We start from the raw sequence: 21,710 nt of genomic DNA, 5'->3' as shown, positions 1-21,710 counted from the left end.
ACGGAATAACCCGCAAGGCCCGGCGCGCATCGCGCATCAAGCGCCCACACTTATCGGCTGTTAGTTTTTAAAGATCGGTCCGCCTCACGTCGCGCTGCCCACCATCACCCACCCGGCACCGCTTCGTTCCGCGCCGCTGCATCAGCAGCAGAGAAACGAGATTATGGAGAGCGAGTGACAAGTCGTCAACCCCCTTCTGCGAATTTTCTTTCGCAGAAGCGCCAATCGGCGCGCAAAGCGTTCTCCCTCCATATAGGAGGTCTCCACTCCGGGGAGGAATGCAGTCGTGTGAATATGAACGAGTTGGTCTATAGTCAGGAGTCTGCCGTCCGCCACGACAGAAGCGCTCCTTGTTGCAGCAAGCTTTTGCACACAACGTCGCGCCCCCCACTGGCGGACACTGAACGGACCTACGACGACAACGCGCGACGAATTGCTGCGCACAATGCGCGCGAAGGCGCAAGCTCGTATATAATGCGAGCCGCGCGAATTTCGCACATTTCTATCGGCCCGCTCAAAGCGGGCTCATCTTTTTGCTCCCCAGAGCACACAGCCATATAACCGCGTTGAGTCACCCAGGTGATGTTGAGCCATGCTCGAAACGCCTGACGGTCGCGTCTTGCGTCTCATAGCGAAGCCTCTCGAGGAGAATACGTGAACCCTTTTGATCGCGAAGATTCGCAACACGAAACCGCAGCCTACACGAAGGCCCCGTCGGGCCGCACGCCCAAGGGCAAAGGCGCGGGCAAAGCGATCCCCGTGGCGGCCGAACTGCCGCCGCAGCAAGCCGAAGAACGTCAGCGCCAGATGCGCGCGCTGATCCAGCTGGGTAAGGAGCAAGGCTACCTGACCCACGCGCAGATCAATGACCACCTGCCCGATAACTTCGCGCAAACGGCGGCGATCGACAGCATCGTCAGCGCGTTCAACGACATGGGCGTGCAGGTCTACGAGCAGGCCCCCGACGCTGAAACGCTGCTGCTGAACTCGAACGCTCCCGCAGTCGTTTCCGACGATCAGGCGGACGAAGAAACCGAAGTGGCGTTGTCCACAGTGGACTCCGAGTTCGGCCGCACGACCGACCCGGTGCGCATGTATATGCGCGAAATGGGCGCGACTGAACTGCTGACGCGCGCGGGAGAAATCGCGATTGCGAAGCGTATCGAAGACGGTCTCCACGAAATGGTGCAGGCCATCGCCGCGTGCCCGCTGGCAATTTCCGCGATCCTGGCGAGTGCCCAGCAGGTTGCGGACGGCGAGTTGCGCATCGACGAACTGGTCGACGGCCTCAACGAAGACAACATCGCGGCCGAAGAAGAGACCGTCAGCACCGACGCGGCAGCCGATGTCGACGCAGATACGGAGGAAGACGACGACAGCGATAGCGACGACGACGTCGGTCCTGCCGATTCGTCGGCAGCGGACGAAGCGCGCCTGAGGCAGCTCACGAGCGACTGCCTCGAAATCTTCGCCCAGGTCGGCATTCTGTACGACCAGATGAACGCGTCGCACACACGGGGCGACGTCACCTCGAAGGCTTATCAGCGGGCGCGTGAAGATATCCAGCAGCATCTCGCGAAAATCCGCTTTACCGCGCGCACCATCGACCGTTTGTGCGGCGACGTGCAGCATCAGGTCGCGCAGGTCCGCGCGATCGAACGCAACATTCTGCAGATCGTCGTGACGAAGAGCGGCATGCCGCGCGAAAAATTCGTCGAATCGTTCGCGGGTCATGAAGCCGACCTCGGCTGGACCGAGCGCGCGGCACGCGGCACAACGTCGTACGGCGCGGCGCTCGAGCGTCATCTGCCGGCGATTCAGTCGGAACAGCAAAAGCTGATCGATATCGAAGCCACCGTCTCGCTGCCGCTCAAGCATCTGAAAGAAATCAACCGCCAGATGGTCGCGGCTGAATCGAAGATGCGCAAGGCCAAGAGCGAGATGATCGAGGCGAACCTGCGTCTCGTTATCTCCATCGCGAAGAAGTACGTGAATCGCGGCATGCTGTTCCTCGACCTGATTCAGGAAGGCAACATCGGCCTGATGAAAGCAGTGGACAAGTTCGAATACCGCCGCGGGTGGAAGTTTTCCACGTATGCAACCTGGTGGGTGCGTCAGGCCGTGACGCGTTCGCTCGCCGACCAGGCGCGCACGATTCGCGTGCCGGTGCACATGATCGAGACGATCAACAAGCTCAACCGCATCTCGCGTGAAATCCTGCAGCAGACCGGTCAGGAAGCGCATCCGTCAGTGCTGGCCGAGCGCATGGATCTGTCGGAAGAGAAAGTGCGCGGCATTCTGAAGATCGCCAAGCAGCCGGTGTCGATGGAAACGCCCGTTGGCGACGACGGCGATGCCACCCTCGGCGACATGATCGAAGACTCGGCAGCTTCGTCGCCGGCGGATGCGGCGATGCAAGCCGACTTGCGCGCCGCCATCGACGATGCGCTCGACTCGCTGTCGCCGCGCGAAGCAAAGGTGCTGCGTATGCGCTACGGCATCAATACGAAGTCGGACCACACGCTGGAAGAAGTGGGCAAGCAGTTCGACGTCACGCGCGAACGCATTCGCCAGATCGAGAGCAAGGCCATGCGCAAGCTGATGCATCCGAGCCGTGCCGATCGACTGAAGTCGTTCCTCGACCGCTAAGCTAGCAAGCCTCGTAGCAAGCCTGACTCTGCTTTATCGCGCTTGCCGTGCGTCATGCACGGCAAGCGCAACCCCCGCCTTCAGTTCCCAAGCCTCACCCGTTTTCAGATCAGCAGCGAGATGATCCCGCCAAGGGTGATGCCCGCCGCGAGCCAACGTCCCGCCGTGTAGAAAGCATTGCGCTCTTCGTGCGGCTGATCCGGCCGTTCAAGCCCGAGCGTGCCATACGCAAACGACTTCACCGCCGACGAATCCGCCGCCAACACGCCCTCGCTTCCAGCATCGGCTGCGTCCGTGCCATCAATTGAATTTGCGTCGTGAGCCGCCGCAGTGGCGCCCTCGGTGGAGATACGCACTGCCTCGTCCTGTTCGGACGGATTCGATGTAGCAGAACGCGCTGTGGCCGCATCGTCGTTGGTACGGGACGTTGACGACGCATTGTTCGTCGCGCGATCAGTTGCTTGTAGTGTTGACGGCAACGCACTGTCGATTTGCATTGCAACCTCCGTTCGTTTCTTCAAGGCATTCGGCGTAGAGCCGGTTACAAGTTCTATCGACCGTGACTGGCTGAAACTTGAAGCCCTGTAAGGGACGGTAAGTGCAGGCGCGAACGAACTCGCGCGAAGGCAAATAGAGACGCTTTGCGGTGAGTGATGGGTTGTCCACAGAAACTGTTCAGAAGCCTGTGGATATCCTGCGCAAGAGTCGACCAAGTACCTGAGCGCGCACAGTTTTCCTCGTCTGCACGCGGCGAGTCTGAACGGCAAAAACAAACCGCAATGAGGCTCCGCTCAAGGCATCACAAACGTCTTCACGAGCGTCAGTTCGCCGGCCTTGCGCATCGGCACGCGGATCGTCTCGCTCTTTTCATCCGGCGTGTTTTCATTGGTGATGATCGTGACCTGAGCAACCGTTATGTCGCTGCGGCCGTTGCCGCTGCCGTAGTAATTCACAAAGACAAGATAGGTGCCCTTCAGCGGGGCGGCCGACGAATAGATCTCCGGCCCATAGCCGGTAGTCACGTCGACATCGAGCGCGCCGCCGTTCGGCGCCACACGATCGCCGTACCATGCGTGCGCGCCGTCGGGTGATACCACGTGCAAGTCGAGATCCGTGCCGTCGGTATCCCACGCGAGCAACACGCGCAGCTTCGGCTGCGTCTTGCCGCTGTATGCGTCGTAGAACTGCACGCGCTTGCGGCTGCCGTCCGGTGCGCGCAATTCGACGCTGTTGCTGCCCGCAGGAAACGCATAAGGTCGCGAAAACTTGCCGTCCTCCTCTATGCGTTGCGGCAACGGCGTGCCGTCGACCACCAGCGTGCCCGCCGTCTTGCCCTTCTTTTTCGGCGCGTTACGGATCTGCCCTTCGATCAGCGCAAGTTTCGACTGCCCTTCGGGCGTCGCCACGGACACCGCCGGATAATGCACGTCCTGCGTATAGCGCTCGCTATCGCCGCTGGTGTTTCGCCAGCCGTTCAGCGGCGCGGCGAAATTGATATCGCTTGCGTGCGCGCCCGGCGCGCCTTGCAAGCATGCGAGAACGAGCAAGCCGTGGCCAGCAGCGTTCATCCATCGCGTCGTTTTGCGCTTCATCGTTACTGCTCCCGTCCCGCTGTCAAAGTCGCTCGCTTTTCACGAGCATCAGGTCGCCGATTTTGCGCAGCGGCACAACCATCGTTTCGCGCCGCTCGTTCGGCGTGTTCTCGTTGAAGACCAGCGTCAACGTTGCCGTGACCACGTCGCGGTCGTGCGCGGCGGCGTCGAAGTTGTAGCCGGTCGAATCAAAATTGCCCCAGTAGTTCAGAAAGAACAGCCACGTTCCATGCTCGGGTGCCGCCGACGAAAATATCCCCGGCCCCGCGCCGTCCACCGAATCGACGTCGAAGCCGCTGCCGTCTTCCAATGTCGGATTGGCGAAGAACGCGTGCAGGCCGCCCGGCGTGATGACATGCAAATCGACCTGCGCGTGTGGATCGTCCCACGTAACCATCGCGCGCAGCTTGGCCTGCGGCTTGCTGCGGTCCGCTTCGTAGAATTGCATGCGCTGACGCTGCCTGCCGTCGGCGGAAATCAGTTCGATGCTATTCGATCCCGCACCGAACGCCCACGGCCGCGCGAATGCGCCTTCATCGTCGGTATAGAGCGGCGTTGGATTGCCGTTGACGACGAGCGTGGGCGGCTTGCGCTCATGCTTGTCGATACGCTTCAGGCGTCCCTCGATCAATGTGCGGTAGCGCTGCGCGCCGCGATCGACCGGCGGCCGCGGATACGCCGCGACGAATTGCTCGCCTTCATTCGTCAGCCCGCTATGACGCCAGCCGCCGAACGACCCGGTCAGATCGGCGACACCGCCATCGGTACCGGCCGCGTAGGCGCAGTTCACGAGGCCTGGCCCGAACGCGCCGCATGCAGCGACGACGACGAGCATCACAGCGCGCATGCGAAGCCGACGCGGCATCGAAGGCCGGCTCAACGAAAACAAAAACGTGACGTGGCTCATTGGATCGGATTGTCGGTACGAATCAGCATGCGCGCGGTGCGCTCGACGAACTCTTCATCGAGCCCACGCGGATGATGCTGAAACGCGAGGTGAACATATTCATGCGCCAACGCGATGCGGTCCTCTTCCGTTTGCAAGCGATACACATAGACGCGATTGCGCTGCGCATCCGCATAAGGACGCCCTTCGCGAACCGCGCATACGGCCGGCAGATCGGGCGTCTCGTAACCGGCCGCGCCATCCATGCGTCGCGCCCATGAAAGCGCATTGCGCTGTAGCCATTCACGCGCGCCGGCCACCGCGATGCAATCGCCGGAGAGCGGGCTCAGGAACGAAGTCAGCGTCGCTTGCGGCCGTGTGCGCGCGAGGATCGCGTCGAACGTCAGCCCGGCTTGCGCGGATGCCTTCGCGGCAAGCCAGCTCATTTGTCTAGGTGCGGCTTTGTCGTAGTGATACTGGACGGCCACGCCGGTCAGCACCAGCGCGTCAGTCAGATCGGCGGCACGGCGGGCTGCCGCGCTCGGCGCACGCGGCAAAACGCGCTGTGTGTTGCTGCTGTCGTCGATACGCAGACAGCCGTGATCGTGCACGCCGTGCTGCGCAGCATACGTGCGTGCCGCCACCGCCAGTGCCTTGGCCGCTTCGGGCTGCGCCGTATCGCCCTCGCGCTCGACCACGCGCGCCACATATTCGTTCATGCCGAAGCGGCCGATCATGTGCGGCGCTCCGGCAGCGTTACGGTCGAGCCGCAATTCGCCGCGGCTCGTCACTTGCGCCCAGTTGCCGTTCATAAAACCAACGCGATACTCGCCGTTCAGCGGCCCATCGGGCATCGCCGCCGATCTCCTGTGATCGAGCACTTCGCGAATCGGATAGCGGCTAAAGAAATCGACGACGACGCACGCGCCGTCATCGGGCACGGTGACTCGCGTGAGAAGCGGCGCGATGCGCGGCGCAGCCATCGCAAGCACGCGTGCGCTGCCGCCGGGACCGCCGAGCCACACCGGCGTGCCATCGGCAAGCCAGCCCGCAGCGCCGCCCACCGACGCCCCCGGCCGCGCCGCATCGGGCATCGTCCAGGTTTTGGCGCGCAGCAGACTGCCGTAAAGCGACACCGTTCCTTCACCACGCCCGCTCGTCAGCACAGAGACTAAGGTGCTCGCCGCCGCTTCGCGCGGGCGCGCCGGCATCGCCTGCAATGCGGCGAGCAGTTGCACGACGGGCACACGATGCGTCGGCGTCATCGCGTGAAGATTGCGCAGCCAGGCGGGCGCGCCTGCGGCTGTCCAATACGTGCGCCAGTCGACGGGATCGATTTGCAAACGCCCAGGTTCGAAAAAGCGCCCGCACGATTGCACCAGCGCATGTTCGCGATCGACATGACCGCCCGTCATGCAGCAATACACCTCTTCGGGATCGCCGCCGCTGCACGTGTAGTCGGGTGTCGCGATGTTTCGATCCACCAGATAGCCATATACAAAGAGCTTCCACACGCTGCCAAGCGGCGCTTCCAACGTGGCGGGCAACAGGAGCGCGGATTGCGCAGACAGGCCCACCGCGGCGCCGTCGGCGTCGGCTTGCCAAAGCTGGCTTTGCCCGTCGCGCAGCCAGGCGAAGCGCAATGTCTGTTTCGGCGCTGCCCGCGATGAAGCAGACTCCGCCGCATACGCGCGCTCGGCATTACCTCCACACAACAAGCACAACGTGCCCACCGCGCCCGCGGCGAACGTGATCCGCAGCATCGCTGCAACACGATCGCGTAGAGGCCGGGGGAGCGCGCTAAACATTCTGTGTGTCGCTTACTGGATGCGCAGCGTCGTCACGCGATCGCTCTTGCCGCCTTCGAACGCCTTCGCGTCCGGCTGATACATGCGGAAGTAGCGCGCGGGTGGCAACGCAAACGTGCCTGGCAACGCGAAGCGCACCAGTTGCCGCAACGTGACTGGCCGATCGAGCAAAGGCACCGGCTGGTGATACGAGAGCTCGCCCATCTCATACGATGCAGCGCGTGCGAACGGTTGCGGACCGCTCTCGCCGTCCTTCTCGCCGGGCAAGCCCTCGATCGACACGCCCCAACTCGTCGCTTCGACGCTCGCGCCGGGCGGCAGCGGCACGTCAAGCAGGCCATAGTGATAGGCGTTGCCCGAGCGCGGCGTGAGCATGACTTCGTCCACATACAGCGCATTGCTGTCGATTGCATCGCCCGGCTTCATCAGACGCGCTGTGAATGCCGAGCGTCCCACGTTGCCCTCGCTCGCGCCCGGCTTTTTCGGATCGGCCTTCACCTCGACTGGTTCGAGCTTGTAGAAGCGTCGCGCGACGCTGATGTTCAAGCGGCTATCTTCGCTCGTGTGACTGCGGAACGAGACGATTGCGCTGACGTCGGTGCGCGCGACGCCCGCGTCGAGCGTGGGCGGCACGCCAGCGGCGGTCCATTTCCACAACGGCGTGCCGGTCGGCGTCGCGGCGCGCGTCCAGCCGGCGCCTTGCAGCAACGGCAACGAGGCAGCCGCCACATCCCCGCCGAGCGCCTTGCGCAACCACAGCAGCGTCAACGCGCGGTCGAGAGTCGGGTAATCGGCGCTGCTCCTTGCAAGCAATGCGGATGCATCGACGCCCGCGCCGTCGCCGGACATCGCAAGCAGGCCTTGGACGAGCGGCGCGGGATCGTTGCTCAACGAGACGCGCGCGGCGTTCGTGGCTGCATCGAAACCGTCCGGCATCTGCGCGCCTGTGCCGCGCGCCATGCCCGCGACCAGCAGCATCGCCATCTGTTTGCCGCGCGGCGAATCGGCCTGCGCGAACACAATGCTATCCGACGCGCGATAGGTAACATTGGCGACGTTGCGAGCCGGTGCATTGGCCGTGGCCGCGGCGTCGCTCATCAGGTCAGCGACCACGCCCGATACGGGCGTCGCGACCGGCAATCCCATCTGCTGCATGAACCACAGCGCCAGCGCGCGATGGAGCAGCGGCTCTTTCGCGCCGGCGTCGCGATAGACGTCCATCGCGTGCTGCCAGTTCGCGGCGGGCAGGCTGATGCCCAGGCTGCGGCTCGCGAGCCAGTCCGCGTAATACGCGTAGGCCGTGATCAGCGCGCTGCCGCCGGTCGTATCGCCCCACCAGCCGAATGTGCCGCCGACGCCCGCGAGCATCGCAAGACGCTGCCGCTGATTGCGCAGCAGCGCTTCGATGCCTTGCGTCGAACTCGTGTTGTCACCGCGGCCAATTGCGTCATGCGCAAGCGCAAGTGGAATCAACCGGCTCGACGTCTGTTCGGCGCAGCCATACGGATAATCGATCAGGTCGTCGGCTACGCGCATGAACTGGCTCGCCGCGTTGCCGACGAAACGCACGCTCACTTCCTGTGCGTCTTGCGGCAGATTGAGCGGCTTGTTCAGGCCGTCGAGCGCGACAGTGTTCTGATGAAGATCGAGCCAACCGCTCGCGTCGAGATGAATCGTGGTCTGCAGGCCGTCCACGTCCTTATCGCCCTTGCGCAAGGTCGCGTTGATCACGCCGGCCTTCAACGCGCCGCCTGGCAGACGCAGATAGTTCGCGCCGCGCTTCAACGTGACCTTCCGGTTCAGCGACAGGCCGCCGCCTTCCACTAGCCACTGTGCGTCGATGTCCGCATCGGTCTGGTTGAAAGCAATCATGTCGATGGCCGGCTGATCGTTGACGCGGAAATGCGACGGCCCGCTCCACTTCAGATAGAGCGCCTTGTCCGAGCGCACGTATGCGGTGCGCTGACCGACCATACCGTCCGGCGCGGCCGCGCGCACAGTGATGCGCCAACGTGCGAGCGAGTCCGGCATTTTGAACGTCATGGTGGCGTGACCGTTCACGTCGGTTTTCAGATTGCCTTCCCACGCGGCCGTATCCTGATCGTCGCGGCGCGGGCGTTCGAGCACTTTCACGCCGCGTTCGTTGTAGTTCGCACGTTGCGGCCCGCCCGGCGCGCCCTTCAGCGGCGAACGCGCGAGGTCGTAAGTGATGAACGACAGACTGGACGAAGTCCGCACGTTATTGCGGCGCGGATGATAGAAAAAGTCGACGATGTTCGGCGCAATCTCCGGCTGCAACACATAGACCATTTCATCGACCACGCTTACCGTCAGATTTGCCGCTTCGGGTTTGCCGTTCAACGTGCTGTCGAAATTCAGCGTGACGGTGTCGCCCGGACCGTACACAGGCTTGTCGCTCTTCAAGTTCAATTCGATTTGCGGCTGCGCGACCACGATGCCCGCGTTCTGGAACGCGTATTCGCCGGCATGCACGTAGAGCACCGAGAACGTCATGTTCGGCGCGAAGTCTTCGCCAACCTTGATGCGCGCCTTCCATTGCGACGGCGTAACGCGGTGCAGTTGCAACCAGTCGCTGCCCGCAGTGAGCAACGCACGCCGTTCGACGTTGTCGCGTTCGAGCGTCAGCAACGCATCGTCGACGGGCAGCGGGAACGTGATCAGCGCTTCGGCCGTGTCGCCGATCCTGTACTTGTCGCGATCGAACACAATCTCGACGCTGCCCGGAATTGCCTTCAGGCCGTCGCCCGCGACCCAATGGCTGACGGCGGCGAGCAGGTTGCCCGCGTCGTCCTTGACCGACAACATGTAGGAACCGGGCTGATCGAACTGCACCGCGAACGACAGCTTGCCGCCCACGCCCTTCGACGCATTCTTTAGCGAGCCTTCGGCGTGCGTCTGCGATTCGAGGCGGGTCCATTCCCATTTCGCCGGCGCATGTGCGGCGGGTTCGGCCGCGGCCAGCGCTTGCAGATCGAAGCTCACCGATTCCTTCGGCTGCGAGAACGACTTCGACGTAGTCAACCGATACGGCGTCGCGCCGCGCGCGATCAGCACTTCGCGCGTAACGCGCACTTTGTACGCGGCGCCGTCCTGCGCGAACAGCGTCAGCGCATAACGGCTCGGCTCGGTCGCGGCGGGCAGCGCCAAGCTCGCGTTGCCGTCGCTATCGGTCTTGAGTTCCTGCTGTTCGAGCTTGACCGGGAAGAGCCCCGCATAACGCAATTCACCGTCGACGATCGTCACTTTCTGCGCGCGCAGCGTGACGGAAATCTTGCTGTCGCGCACCGGCTTGCCGTCCGGATAGCGCAACTGGATCTTGCCCTTCAACGGCTCGCCGGTTGCGTAGTCGGCTTTGTCCATCGACAGATTCACGTCGAAGTGCGGCTTCACATATTCGGCGACGCGAAACGCGCTGCCGTACACATCGCCGTTGTAATCGAAGCGCAGCGTATAGCCGCCGGCGGTCGCGTCGGCGGGCAACGTGAACGACGTGTCCGCGCCGGTATCGGAAGCAAAATGCGTCTTCGCGGTCGCAACCGGCGAGCCGTTCGGATCGAGCACTTCGAGCTTGATGTCGGCCTCGGCAGGTGCCGACGATCGAGTCGCGTTCTGGAACGTGCGGCCGATGAACTTCACATGCACCGGATCGCCCGGGCGGTACATCGGCCGGTCCGTGACGGCGTAAATCTTCGTGTTGTAGATCTCGCTGTCGTAATAGAAATTCTCCGAGACGAACACGCCGCCCTGCGGATCGACGCCGAGCACATAGCTGCGCTCGGGGCTCACATGTTGCAGCACCAGCGCACCGTCGTTGCCCGTCGCGCCGCTTTGCAACACGCCTACGCCGTCGGTCCAGTTCACTTCTGTATTGGCGACCGGCTTGCCGCTATCGCGCCGCGTAGTCCACACCAGCATTCCGCTCGATGCCGCTTTCACGACCGCCACCGTGTCCGACACGAACAGCAGCGTGTGCGCGCGATAGTTGCCGATCACCGCCTCGACGATATAGAGCCCCGGCGCCAGCTTGCCGACCGGAATCATCACGTTGCCCGAGCTTGCCTCGATGAAGTTACTGCTGCTGCCCGCCAGATTCACGCCTTTGGGCGGCTCGATCACGTTCGCGTCCCAGATCGGATAGCGAAAGCGCGCGATCATCTCGTAACCCTTCAGTGGCGCGAATTGCGAGGTCTGTTCGAATTGCGTCTGCTTGCCGGTCTGCTCGCCGAGCCTGAATTGCGGCGCGGCCTCCGTTGCCTTGCTGCGGGTCGCGAACGACAGCATGCGTTGCCACGCACGGCGCGCCTCGGTGAACCAGCGGTCCCACAGATAAGCGAGCGTATTCGCGAGCCCTTCGCCCTGATAGTTCGGCGCGACATTCAGCCGATGCAGATTCTTCTGCGCTTTGAGAAACTCGAGCGGCTTCGGCACGCGATACACGACAATGTCCGCGCCGCCATAGGGCTGCAACGCGTCCTTGAAATCGCGGCCCGGCGCCTCAAGCCGGACCTGCGCGAGCTGATTGCTGCCGAAGCTCGCGTCCGACAGCAGAAAGAACGGTTGACCGTCCACTTTCTGTGAGCTGAAATTGCTCGGCGGCGCCGCACTCAATGTAGGATTTGCAGCGATGTTCGAATCGGCGGCTGCGGCGCTCGATCCATCGTCTTCTGCATGCGCGACGCTGCTTGCGGTAATCAGCGCGATAACAGCAAACAGTGCGGCCACGGTGAAGGCCGCGCGACCACGCGCATGGTTAAACCGCTTGCAACTCGCGATGACAAAACTCATTCGGGTCATGGTGTCAAAAAGTCCAAACGAAACACGCCGACGAAATTTGGATTGCCGTCGAGCGGCTGCCAGCGGGAATCTTTCCATTGCATCAGGTCGGAAACGGCGACCGCGCGCAGACCGGTATCGGTCGGCGTAACGGTGCCTGTGTGATAAGCGATGTAGCGGTCGAGCCAGATCATCAGATGCTGGTCGTCGCCCTGATCGAAGAACAGCAGATCGCCGGGCAGCGCCTGGTTGACGTCCTTCGAAACGAAACGGCTATTGCGTTGAATCAGCGCGATGGCCGACGCGTATGCGCCAGTGGAGCCGTCGAGTTGCGTCCAGCGGTTTGCGATGATGCGTTGCGCCGCGGACAGTTGCAGTTCGGGCGGCAGGCTGCTTGTATCCGCGAGGCCGCTCATGCCGTTCGCGTGCAGCCATTTGCTGTCGTGCGGGCGCAGCGTTTCGCCGACGGCAAAGCGCACGAGCCCCGCGCAATCGCGTTGCGTCCAGCGCGGCGTCGGGCCACGGCGCATTTGCTGATCGACGATGCGCGTGAACCATGCGCGAAACACGGCGGATTGCTGGGCAGTCAGCGCGTCGGGATCGGACGATGTGATGGTCACGCTTAGCGCGTGCGCGTGGGGCGCGAGGGCGGCTAGCGCGAAAAAAGTAGCCATGCGCGAGAGGCAGCCGCGGCGGAAGGCAGAGCTGAGGACTGTCGCGCGCGATTGGCTGGCTGCCTGCGCAACATGCGTGACTGGCCGGGCCGTACGCGAGAGGCATGCATGGCCCGACCCGCGCCCTTCGCAGGCGGCCTGCGCAACATGCACGACTGGGAGCGCGGGCAGCCGCCGCAGCGCGCACGCGTTGTCTGCCGTGTGTCCGCGCTGACGTGCGTCGCGAGGCGCGCACCTCACGCCATCTGTACGAAGACGGCGCACTTAATCGCCCTCGGTGCCGGGCTGATCCGCGGGCGCCTGGGCGACGGCGTCATCCGAACTCGCGTCGCCTTTCGCACGATCGAACCACCACTCCACCGGCACCCAGCCGGTTGAGCTGGGCAAGTTTTGCGGCAGCGTCAACGAGACCGGCGGATAGTGCGCGAGCGCGCGCAATTTTGGCGTCAGATGCGTGCGCGACGCGTTGCGAAACACGGCCTCCTGATCGGCGGGCAATCCGGCGCCTGCCTCGCGTTCGATCAGCGCGGCAGCCGACGAAGGCGCCAGCGTCAGAATCGTGCGTGGCAAACGCTCGGGCGCAAGCGTGTCAGCAAGTGCGGGGTAACGCTTGCCGAGCACCGCAAGCGTGTCGTCGACGAGACGTGAGTCGGGCGAGAAGATCAGATAGCCGTGCGCGAGCGCGAGCGTCACCGGGAAATAGCGTTGCGCCGATAGCTGCGACGCGAACGACGCCTTGCTGCTCAATGCCGTGCCCGAGCGCGCGCTGACCGGCCGTTGCCACACCGTAACGTCCGCGCCCTGTTCGCGCGTAGTGACCGGCAAGCGTGGATACGCCGTGTCGGTGTCGTCCGCCTTCGCGGCCTTCGCCTCATATGCGCCGATCACGTCGCCGAACGTTTTGCCGAGGGCGGTCTTCAGCGCAGCGATCGAGGCCGCGTCCTGCGCCTTCACGCGAGCGATGAAAACCGGCGCGACCAGCGTGGATTTCGCGTACCAGCACACGGCCGCGGGCCCCGTCAGACGATCGCCGATTGCCGCAGCGGCGTCCGACCCATCGGCAACCTTGCCGAGCAATGCCGACGCCTCCTTCCAGTCCGCAGGCAAGCTCGTGCATGCCGCGGCGTTCGCTGGCAATGCGCGCCATAAGTCCGCGCTGTTCCACTGCTGCGGCAGCTTGCCCGGCTCGATCAAGGCCGATGTCCGCCAGTTCGCCGCTGCATTGCCATTCGGCGAGAAGTCGAAACGCAGCGCGTCGATGCCGGAAAAGAACGCCTGATAACCGAAGGACAGGTAATTCGCCGACACCACCAGACGATGCCCCTTCGACGCGTCTCCCGGTGCATCCAGCCGATATGCACGCGCGGCGTCGTCATGACCCGACGACAGCATGTCGGACACGGCATCGGCACGCTCGCCCAGCAGCCCGCCTTTTTCGTCGAGCAGCACGCCGGGCGCGGAGAGCACGACGAGACGATCGTCTTTCGACGCGAATAGCAGGGTGCGACCGACCGCCAGTTTCAACGCATAGACCGGCACATCGCCGGAGAGCTTCGCGACCTGACTCAGTTGCGCGTCGCTTGCGGCGACGTTGCCCAAGCCCTGCAACAGCCTCGCAAGACCGTTGCGGCGCATGGACATGACCCAATAGCCGAGCCGGCCATCCGGTGAACGCCAGAGCAACACGTGCGCGGGTTCGTCGAACACGCGGCGGATCAGTTCGTCGCGCCAGTCAAGTTGATGTTCGAACACGAGACGCCGCAATGCGCCTTCGGCGGAGAGCCGCGTATTCGCCGATTCGTAGTAGTCGACGAAGTCTTGCGTGAGCACGTCGTGCAGCAGCGGCACGCGCAACATATCGCGAGGCAAACGCGACAGTGCTTCGCTGTCGATTACCGCGTCGGGATGGTGGATGTCCAGAACGACGTCGCCCGTATTGGTCGCCTTGCGATGTGCGAACGGACGCCAAACGGCCTGAATGACGATGCCGGCCACGATCAGAAGCCCGGCCACCAGGATTGCAATCTTTTTACGCGACATCTTCATCTGATTTTTTTGGTTCGATGCGACGATATTAACGTTGATGCCGGCCGGATTAAGCCGCCATGACCGATCGCTGAAGGCAGCGATGATAACCGATATTTTTAACAGCAGACCACCCGACATTGCATTTAACGATCGGCGACGTTTCAGTCGTTCGATGGCAATTGAGTTTGCGTTTGATTAATGCACCTGTAGAGGTTACTGGTTTTTTTTGCAGCGGTCGCGCCGGTTAAAGGACGAGCGTTCAGGCGTTATGCGCTCTCAGCGCCTTTATGCGCACGGTTGCCGCTGCACCGCGTCGTGATTGCACGCGGAATTGCGAGCCGCACCCCTAGATGCTAATGCGAGACAGCCGCGATTCATTATGCGCATAAAATCCGTGTTTCGGCGTGGTCGCCGGTTAATGCGAGACTTGCTCCTACAGATTTAGCAGCAATATTCCGTCGGTTCCCGCCTGGAACTTACAGACGCATGGGTTTTCCATCGTGTGCGGGTTCGAGTTTCAGCTATATAAAACGGATTGACGGTTTGTGTCGTCGAAATTACTCGATCCCTGCTGTCGCCCGCATCGTCAAATAGCCTTGATGATCTTTTGCCCATAACTCGATGGTTTTCCCATCCGCCGACGGCGCGCCGCACACCTTGAAAGCCTGCCCCGCAAACGTCGGACGCAGCGCCTTGAACGCAAAACTTTGCAGCGTTGCGTCCGGTCGCTCCCGGTGCACGAGATCGAGCAGCAGTGTGGCAATCAACGGGCCGTGGACGACCAGAGCAGGATAAGCCTCGACTTGCGTCGCATAAGGGTGGTCGTAGTGGATGCGATGGCTGTTGAAGGTCAGCGCCGAATAGCGGAACAGCATGACGGGATCGGCGTCGATAGTGCGGCTCCAGCTTTCGCCCTGCGGCGCGAGTTGCGGCTGCTGAGGCCGTGCGTCCGCTGGCGACGCGTCGCGGTAGACAATGTCGTGCTCTTCTTCGAGCTTCAGTTCACCGCCGGCTTCAATCGTGTGCTGCACCGTGACAAACACGAGGCGCCCGGAACGCCCGGTCTTGTCTTCGATGTTCGCAATCGTCGATGTACGCGTGGCGTGCTCGCCCACTTTCAGCGGCGCATGAAAAGTGAGGCGCCCGCCGGCCCACATGCGGCGCGGCAGCGGCACTGGCGGCAGAAAATCGCCGCGTTTCGGATGACCGTCGGGCCCCGCTTCGGACATCGGCGTGATCGGCAAAAAGTAGAGCCAGTGCCAAAGCGGCGGGACCATGTCGCCGTCTTTCTCCCGAACCAGTGTCGCGGCGAGAGCCGCCAGCGGAAACGCGGTAATGTGATCTTTGGCGACTCGCTCGTTGCCGAGCCAATCGTCGAGTTTCGCGTGAGAATCGGACATGGGCGAAGCCTCCTGTGGAGCGTCGAATTGACAGCACCCACTATGAACGACGCAAGGCGCTTCGCAAAGATCACCGTTGCGCGGCGCGGCCTTTCTTCGCTTGAGGCCTGCGAGCTTACTGAACAGGTCGCCGCCGATTTTCCGCGTCTCTAAACCCACGAATTGCAGCGCAAGAGTCGGAGTGCGCGGCGTGAAAGACGCGCTTACACTCGATCATCGTTCGAAGATCGTTGATGGAGACACTCATGAATACGGTGGCGAGAGATCCCCGCACACAATCGCCGAAGCAGGATCGCACTCTCGCGAATTCGCTTGCAGCGCGCATCGAGACAATCGACTGGTTCAACGTGGAAGAAGAACTGAACGGTTATGGCTGCGCGATGCTGCGCGAGTTGCTTGGCGGGCGCGAATGCGACGCCCTGGCCGCGTTATATCCGCGCGACGAGTTATATCGCAGCCGTGTGGTAATGGCGCGGCATGGCTTCGGCCGCGGTGAATACAAATATTTCACTTATCCGTTGCCGCCGTTGATCGGGGCATTGCGCCGCGAGCTTTATCCGCATCTGGTGCCGGTCGCGAATCGCTGGAACGAGGCGATGGGGATCGACATCCGCTATCCAGACGCGCATTCGGCGTTTATCGAACGCTGCCATGCTGCCGGCCAAACGCGCCCGACACCGCTGATCCTCCAGTATGCGACCGACGACTACAACTGCCTGCACCAGGATCTTTATGGCGAGCACGTGTTTCCGCTACAGGTCGCGATTCTTCTGTCGGAGCCCGGCGAAGATTTTACGGGCGGCGAATTCGTGATGACCGAGCAGCGTCCGCGAATGCAGTCGCGCACCGAGGTCGTGCCGCTACGCAAGGGCGATGCCGTCGTGTTTGCGGTTCATCATCGGCCGGTGCAAGGCACGCGGGGGGCTTATCGCGTGAATTTGCGGCATGGGGTGAGCCGGTTGCGGTCGGGGCGGCGGCATACGTTGGGAGTTATTTTTCATGATGCGGGCTGAGGAGTAGGGTAGTTAGGGTGGTGCGACAGTTATCCCCCGGTTTTTGTTCAGTAGTCTGTGAGTTAATCGCACCGCTGTGATAAACGGCCCTGCTGCATAAAGCTTCCAGGCGGCGTATGGCAAAGTTCTGTTCGCTACGGGGCGCGAAAGATGCATTCCCCAAGGTGCTGCGGTGCGGGGAGACCAACGTCCCGCTATGGGAGGACGGTCCTACGTATTGCACATGTGCCCTGTTCGGGACTCATGCTAACGGCTACTCATAACGGCGACTGACAGGACAAGTGACTCGTCTGGAGTCCGGACAGGCGAGTTGTCGATGCTGCCTTGCACGCAGCGCGGGAGGATGACCAGGAGATTCCCCACGGCGCGCAATGACAGGGTTCCTCATGAAAATCACAGCCTGTGATTTTAACTACGCACGCTAATGCATCACACGGCCATCCGGCTTCTTCACCGCCAGTCGAACTACGTCCACTTGCGCGCTGATGAGGACCTGTGTTCCCCCGAACATGACCGGGCCATATTCCGGCACTGCACCGAAAAGCGCCAGCGCGACGATATCGAGGAAATTGCTGAGCGTCGGGTGCAGCGCATGGTTCGGCTTTGCCGTGGCAGCGGCGCCCGCGCTGGCGGCCAGTTCGACAGCCTCGACCAGCGGCGTGATGAGGACTGACAGCCCCTCGAACGTGGCCGGGCAATCCGCCAAATTCCCGAAGACCACCTTCGCCAAGAGCGGGTTCAGGATGAGCAGGCCGTGGTCGGTAGTATCATTCAGTCGGATAAAGTCGATCACCTCTTCCCTCCGCAATCGACAGCCTTTGTATCAATCTGAGTCAGTGTTGAAAGAAAGCGTTGCTTGTTCTCGTAGCCAAAGCATTCGGAAACCGCCACTGTCTTCTCTCCAGAATCACCGAGTTGTACGGCCGTTTCACACTCTATCTGGAAACCTCGTGCAGGGCCCTGAGCCGCGTACTGAATGTCCTCCGTAAAAATCCTCCATTTCCCAGCGCGAACAGAATTTGGCAACATGCGACGTTTTTTTATCTGTGCCAAATTCGGAGGCGAGGCAAGCAAAGTTGTTTGGAAGAAAATTCCCCGTTTAGTCCGCTTTGCACCGGTTCTTCTGAGCAAGAGAGCTGGATTATCTGACAGGGCAACAGACACTTCCCGTCTGTCAAATTCCGTGGCGTATGGTGAGCCTGTCTCGATCCCTGTGTACTTCAACACAAGGATCCCCGACTCGGTCGCGCAATCTGACATGGCTAGCCTATTGAACGCAAGGTCTACATCTGCACTAGAGGCCACTATTGGAGATAGGCCGACGCTTAAGGCTAGTGAAGCAAAAAAAATAGATCGGCGGATTTTATGCATCGTTGAGCTCTTTCCAAATCGCATTGAACGCATGTTGTCGTTCATCATTGTGCAGAGGCGCATGAGCGGCACTGCCTCTATTAACTAAACCGCCAACTCGGGTGACGTGTTGTGCATTGGAGCCGGCATCGGCTTCCCTATTTACTTTCTCGCGCGCCCAAAAAATCCGGATGCGTCGCATGCGTTGTGATCGTCAGTAGCTAAGAGGAGCGGGCGTGGGTCAGTTGTGAAATCGCCCCCTCTGTATTTGCTATATCCTGTGTAATTGCGACGTCCAGTGATTTGCAAAAAGCCACGCCCTCTAAAGCGCGCGCCGTCACCGACCTGACCACCCGCAGCCATATTAGCGGCACCGTTGTCCATTCCTTGCGCTTTCCGTGCCACCTCCGTCGGCCGTCGTGCAGCGTATACTGCCGCCGTATTGCCGCTCCGGGTTAGCCCGAGATGCGGAGCGAATCCGCTGTTAAAGTCTACGACTGCCTCATCCGGCGTAATGACTTCATACATGGTTTTAAAGTAGCGTTCGTTACCGAGCTCTTGGCGATATTGCCACCAACCTGTTTCGTGTCCTACCTGTGCCAAAAAATGTGCAGTCCTTAATCGGGTGTCTGCGATTAGGTACTTTCGCTGCATTTTGTTCATCGCCGAACGTAACGATTCCGCGCGGACCTGACCTTCCGCCGGAGCGGCGGTAAGGATTTTTTTTAAATCTTCCGGACTTAGCCATCCACAGGTTCTGAATTGACGCACAAACGCAGTCGGCGGGAAATGCCACACCTCATTTGCATGCGGGAAATCCGCATCGCTGACGTCCTCCCAGAACGCCAGATCGCGCGCATGGTCCATCAGTTTGTTGAAGTCCGTATCCGACAACGGACTGGACAATGCTTCATGCGGACTTTTCAGCCAGTTGTATCGCGCCTGCAGTCCATCGCGACTCCACTCGGAGGGAAACTTGCATGCGGCTCGCGCCATACGCTGCCGGATCGCATCCATACCCAGGGCACTCACAGCATCGGCATGGCTCACATGCCCCGTATGATTGATGTCCAGCCAGCGCTTTACCGTGGGCGAATCGCACAGGCTGTCAGGCGTCGGGGCGTCGTTGATAAAACTCCAGCCCGCCCATTCCGGGAAATCGGCATCGCTATAGGTCCGCACGCCCGTTTTCGACAGGTTGATCCAGCCGTCACCGTCCGGTGTCTTCACTTTCCGCCAGTGATTGAAGCGCGCGCCATCAGGAAGCTGATCGTGGATGCAGCGTCCGAAACGGATCATCTCGAAGATGGCACTGGGCGATGGCACCGGCACGCCCGCTGCAATGCTCGCGAGACTGCTGCCGGTATAGCGGCCGGTCAGGTCGGTGGCCCGTTTGTACAGGCTGTATTCCGCCTCCCTTTCTGGCGGCATCGCACCGTACACGGACCAGCTCAAATCCGCGTTCTTCCTGTAGGTCGCCAGCGTGCAGTCCTTTTCGTAATGCATGCGCACGACAAGATCGCAGCTGGTTCCGGCCGGCACGAGAGACGCCTGCGGCTGTAGCGCCGCGACTGGCGGCGCGCTGTCGTCATCGCGGAAAGGATGCGGCTCATTGACAAAGAGCTTCGCGCCGCGAGGAACGAAGAACCATATGTCGCCATACACCGCGTCGGTGCGCGCCGGGGCGTTGCCTGGCGGCCCCGGCGCACGGCCGATCATTTTTTTCAGGTTCGCCTCGTCGCTGACGATCTCGAAGTGAATCTGCGGGTACTGTCCGAAAATCTGGCCGGGTGTTCCTACCACGTCCTTACGGTAGACCTTCCTGCCGACGGCGAGCGTCGGCATCACCTGTTGCAGGTGCAGATAGACCGAGTAATAGGTGATCTTCGCGTTGTCACCTTCGCCGATTTCAGTGTCGTGCCGGATGACCACGCAGCCGTCATCGGTGCGCACGCTCCGGTACTGGAGCGTTGGCTTGTGGGTCGTGTCGGTCTTGCGCACATACACGACCTTGCCGTCTGCGATGGCTCGCACCGGAAGCGCCTCGCCGCTTTCTGCTGGCGCTCCAAGGTGCGCGCCGCCATGCCAGCCGAGGTTGAAACTGACCGGGTAGGCGCCATTGCCTGGCGCGCATTCCAGCATGCCCGACGTGCATACGTCACTATCGGGCACGACCGTGTTGCCCGCGTCCGCCGTGGGCATGGCGTCATTCTGTTGCGGGTGCGCTGCTGAAAGAAAAGGTGGGCTGATAATCATGGGTCTGTCAGGAGGGAAACGTCACAGCGAATGGTTGTAGTCATCGGTGGGCGTGCCCGAACCGAATGGCGGGAAATTCCTCAGCTGGACATCCGGCCCCGGCTTGTCCCAAGAAGGGGTCTTCTCCAGAATCGGCCCCGGCGAGCCATTGATGATCCCGCTGCCGTTAATCTGGATATACGAGCCACCTGCGCCGATCCACACTTCCTTCGACGCGTTGAGGACGATCCTGCCGTCCGTGCTGGTGATCGTGATGTCTTTCAGCGCCGCGAGCGCCATCACATCGCTTTGCGCCTGTAACTGGACCGCCCCCTTCGCCGCGAAGAACTTCATGCCGTCCAGGTAGGCAAACAGCGACACCGAGCCGCGTACCGAGGCGTGATACGACCGACCCACCGACACGCTGTAGTCGCGGCCCGCTGTGATGGCGTGGTCATTCTGGCTTGCCATGTGCGTGCTGTCAGTTGCGCTCGCGGCAATGCCCGCCGCACTCGCAATTACTATGTCGGGTCGCGTCATCTCCGGCGACGGGTTATCCGCCGTCTTCAGGGCGCCCCCGAGCGCATCGTTCTGCGTCCTGATGATGCTGGCCGCGTCAGCCTGGCTCGCCGCCGCCGTCTGTGCCCTGTGCTTCTGCGCGAGCTGCGACAAGTCCTCATGCTGCTCGCGCGCCTGCGTCAGCCGCGCCACCGTCTCGCCCATATCCTTCACCGGGGCCGTCGCGCCCTCACGGGCCTCGGTCGTAATCAGCATGCCCCTGTTCGCCCGCATCACCGCATGCGCGTCAGTCGCGATCTCGATCCCCTCGCCGCGTGCCTCCTGCCGTCCCCTGTCTCCGTTGATGCGCACGTTGTAACCGGCCACGAAGCGCGAGTTCGCATGGTCGCTTGCCACCTGCACCTGAAGCCTGCCGGGGGTGTCGTCGGTCACCACCATGTTGGACGCGCGCCACGGCGCGGCCAGTTCCTGGCTGCGCCAGCCCGANAGNGCCTGGTTCTTCACCAGATCCCACGGCAACGGGTTGCTGTCCGTGTTAAAGCTCGACAGCACGAACGGCCGGTCCGGGTCCGAATTGACGTACCCCACATAGACGTGGTCGCGCACACGCGGAATCCACAGCGCCCCGTAGCGCAGACCCTGCCAGGGCTGCGCCAGCGGCACCCAGCAGGTTGCGTTCTCATTGGCCCAGTCGTTTTTCTCGCCAGCCCTGTCCCACATGAACCGCAGTTTCAGACGCGCCATCGCATCGGTAGACACGCC

At 62.0% G+C, this 21,710-nt stretch carries 13 protein-coding genes; 2 read left to right on the top strand and 11 right to left on the bottom strand.

The window, feature by feature from the left end:
* Window positions 1-654: 654 nt before the first annotated feature.
* Complete coding sequence (rpoD, locus tag F759_RS0132775) at window positions 655-2,649, top strand: RNA polymerase sigma factor RpoD (protein WP_027803550.1); 1,995 nt, start codon at window positions 655-657, stop codon at window positions 2,647-2,649.
* Window positions 2,650-2,753: 104 nt separating this feature from the next.
* Here the strand turns inward: rpoD and F759_RS0132770 are convergent, their stop codons facing one another.
* The 8 genes from F759_RS0132770 to F759_RS0132735 all read right to left on the bottom strand — a co-directional run bounded on the left by F759_RS0132770 (window position 2,754) and on the right by F759_RS0132735 (window position 15,831).
* Entirely contained in the window at window positions 2,754-3,146 is a 393-nt protein-coding gene (locus F759_RS0132770; protein ID WP_027803549.1) for a hypothetical protein, read from the bottom strand.
* 294 nt (window positions 3,147-3,440) lie between these two features.
* The gene (locus F759_RS0132765; RefSeq protein WP_027803548.1) at window positions 3,441-4,241 is read right to left on the bottom strand and encodes a YfaP family protein; all 801 of its coding nucleotides are present in this window, start codon (window positions 4,239-4,241) and stop codon (window positions 3,441-3,443) included.
* A 22-nt stretch (window positions 4,242-4,263) separates the two neighbouring features.
* Window positions 4,264-5,148: a YfaP family protein gene (locus tag F759_RS0132760; RefSeq protein ID WP_027803547.1), complete on the bottom strand. Its 885-nt coding sequence runs from the start codon at window positions 5,146-5,148 to the stop codon at window positions 4,264-4,266.
* Window positions 5,145-6,935, bottom strand: coding sequence for a DUF2300 domain-containing protein (locus F759_RS0132755; protein ID WP_027803546.1), 1,791 nt, complete (start codon window positions 6,933-6,935; stop codon window positions 5,145-5,147). The genes F759_RS0132760 and F759_RS0132755 overlap by 4 nt, the downstream gene beginning before the upstream one ends.
* Before the next feature lie 12 nt (window positions 6,936-6,947).
* Window positions 6,948-11,750, bottom strand: coding sequence for an alpha-2-macroglobulin family protein (locus tag F759_RS0132750; RefSeq protein WP_027803545.1), 4,803 nt, complete (start codon window positions 11,748-11,750; stop codon window positions 6,948-6,950).
* Entirely contained in the window at window positions 11,747-12,403 is a 657-nt protein-coding gene (locus F759_RS39280; protein ID WP_084534415.1) for a DUF1175 domain-containing protein, read from the bottom strand. The genes F759_RS0132750 and F759_RS39280 overlap by 4 nt, the downstream gene beginning before the upstream one ends.
* Before the next feature lie 264 nt (window positions 12,404-12,667).
* Complete coding sequence (locus F759_RS0132740) at window positions 12,668-14,449, bottom strand: DUF2138 domain-containing protein (RefSeq protein ID WP_027803544.1); 1,782 nt, start codon at window positions 14,447-14,449, stop codon at window positions 12,668-12,670.
* 539 nt (window positions 14,450-14,988) lie between these two features.
* Window positions 14,989-15,831 carry an FAS1-like dehydratase domain-containing protein gene (locus F759_RS0132735; RefSeq protein ID WP_027803543.1) on the bottom strand — a complete coding sequence of 281 codons (843 nt, stop codon included), beginning with the start codon at window positions 15,829-15,831 and terminating at the stop codon, window positions 14,989-14,991.
* A gap of 245 nt (window positions 15,832-16,076) precedes the next feature.
* Here F759_RS0132735 and F759_RS0132725 point away from each other — a divergent pair, with 245 nt between their 5' ends.
* A complete protein-coding gene (locus F759_RS0132725; protein WP_027803542.1) occupies window positions 16,077-16,844 on the top strand; it encodes a 2OG-Fe(II) oxygenase in 768 nt (255 codons plus the stop codon).
* Between the two features lie 421 nt (window positions 16,845-17,265).
* Here F759_RS0132725 and F759_RS0132720 read toward each other — a convergent pair whose 3' ends face one another.
* The 3 genes from F759_RS0132720 to F759_RS39275 form a co-directional block, all read right to left on the bottom strand.
* A complete protein-coding gene (locus F759_RS0132720) occupies window positions 17,266-17,637 on the bottom strand; it encodes a hypothetical protein (RefSeq protein WP_027803541.1) in 372 nt (123 codons plus the stop codon).
* A 719-nt stretch (window positions 17,638-18,356) separates the two neighbouring features.
* Entirely contained in the window at window positions 18,357-20,450 is a 2,094-nt protein-coding gene (locus F759_RS0132715; RefSeq protein ID WP_084534414.1) for a peptidoglycan DD-metalloendopeptidase family protein, read from the bottom strand.
* Window positions 20,451-20,471: 21 nt separating this feature from the next.
* Window positions 20,472-21,668: a DUF2345 domain-containing protein gene (locus F759_RS39275; RefSeq protein WP_456088828.1), complete on the bottom strand. Its 1,197-nt coding sequence runs from the start codon at window positions 21,666-21,668 to the stop codon at window positions 20,472-20,474.
* Between the last annotated feature and the right edge of the window lie 42 nt (window positions 21,669-21,710).

Source organism: Paraburkholderia dilworthii (assembly GCF_000472525.1).
In the GTDB taxonomy this organism is placed as follows: domain Bacteria; phylum Pseudomonadota; class Gammaproteobacteria; order Burkholderiales; family Burkholderiaceae; genus Paraburkholderia; species Paraburkholderia dilworthii.
Note: the sequence above shows the minus strand (reverse complement) of the source record. Positions and strands in the feature narration are given on the sequence as shown.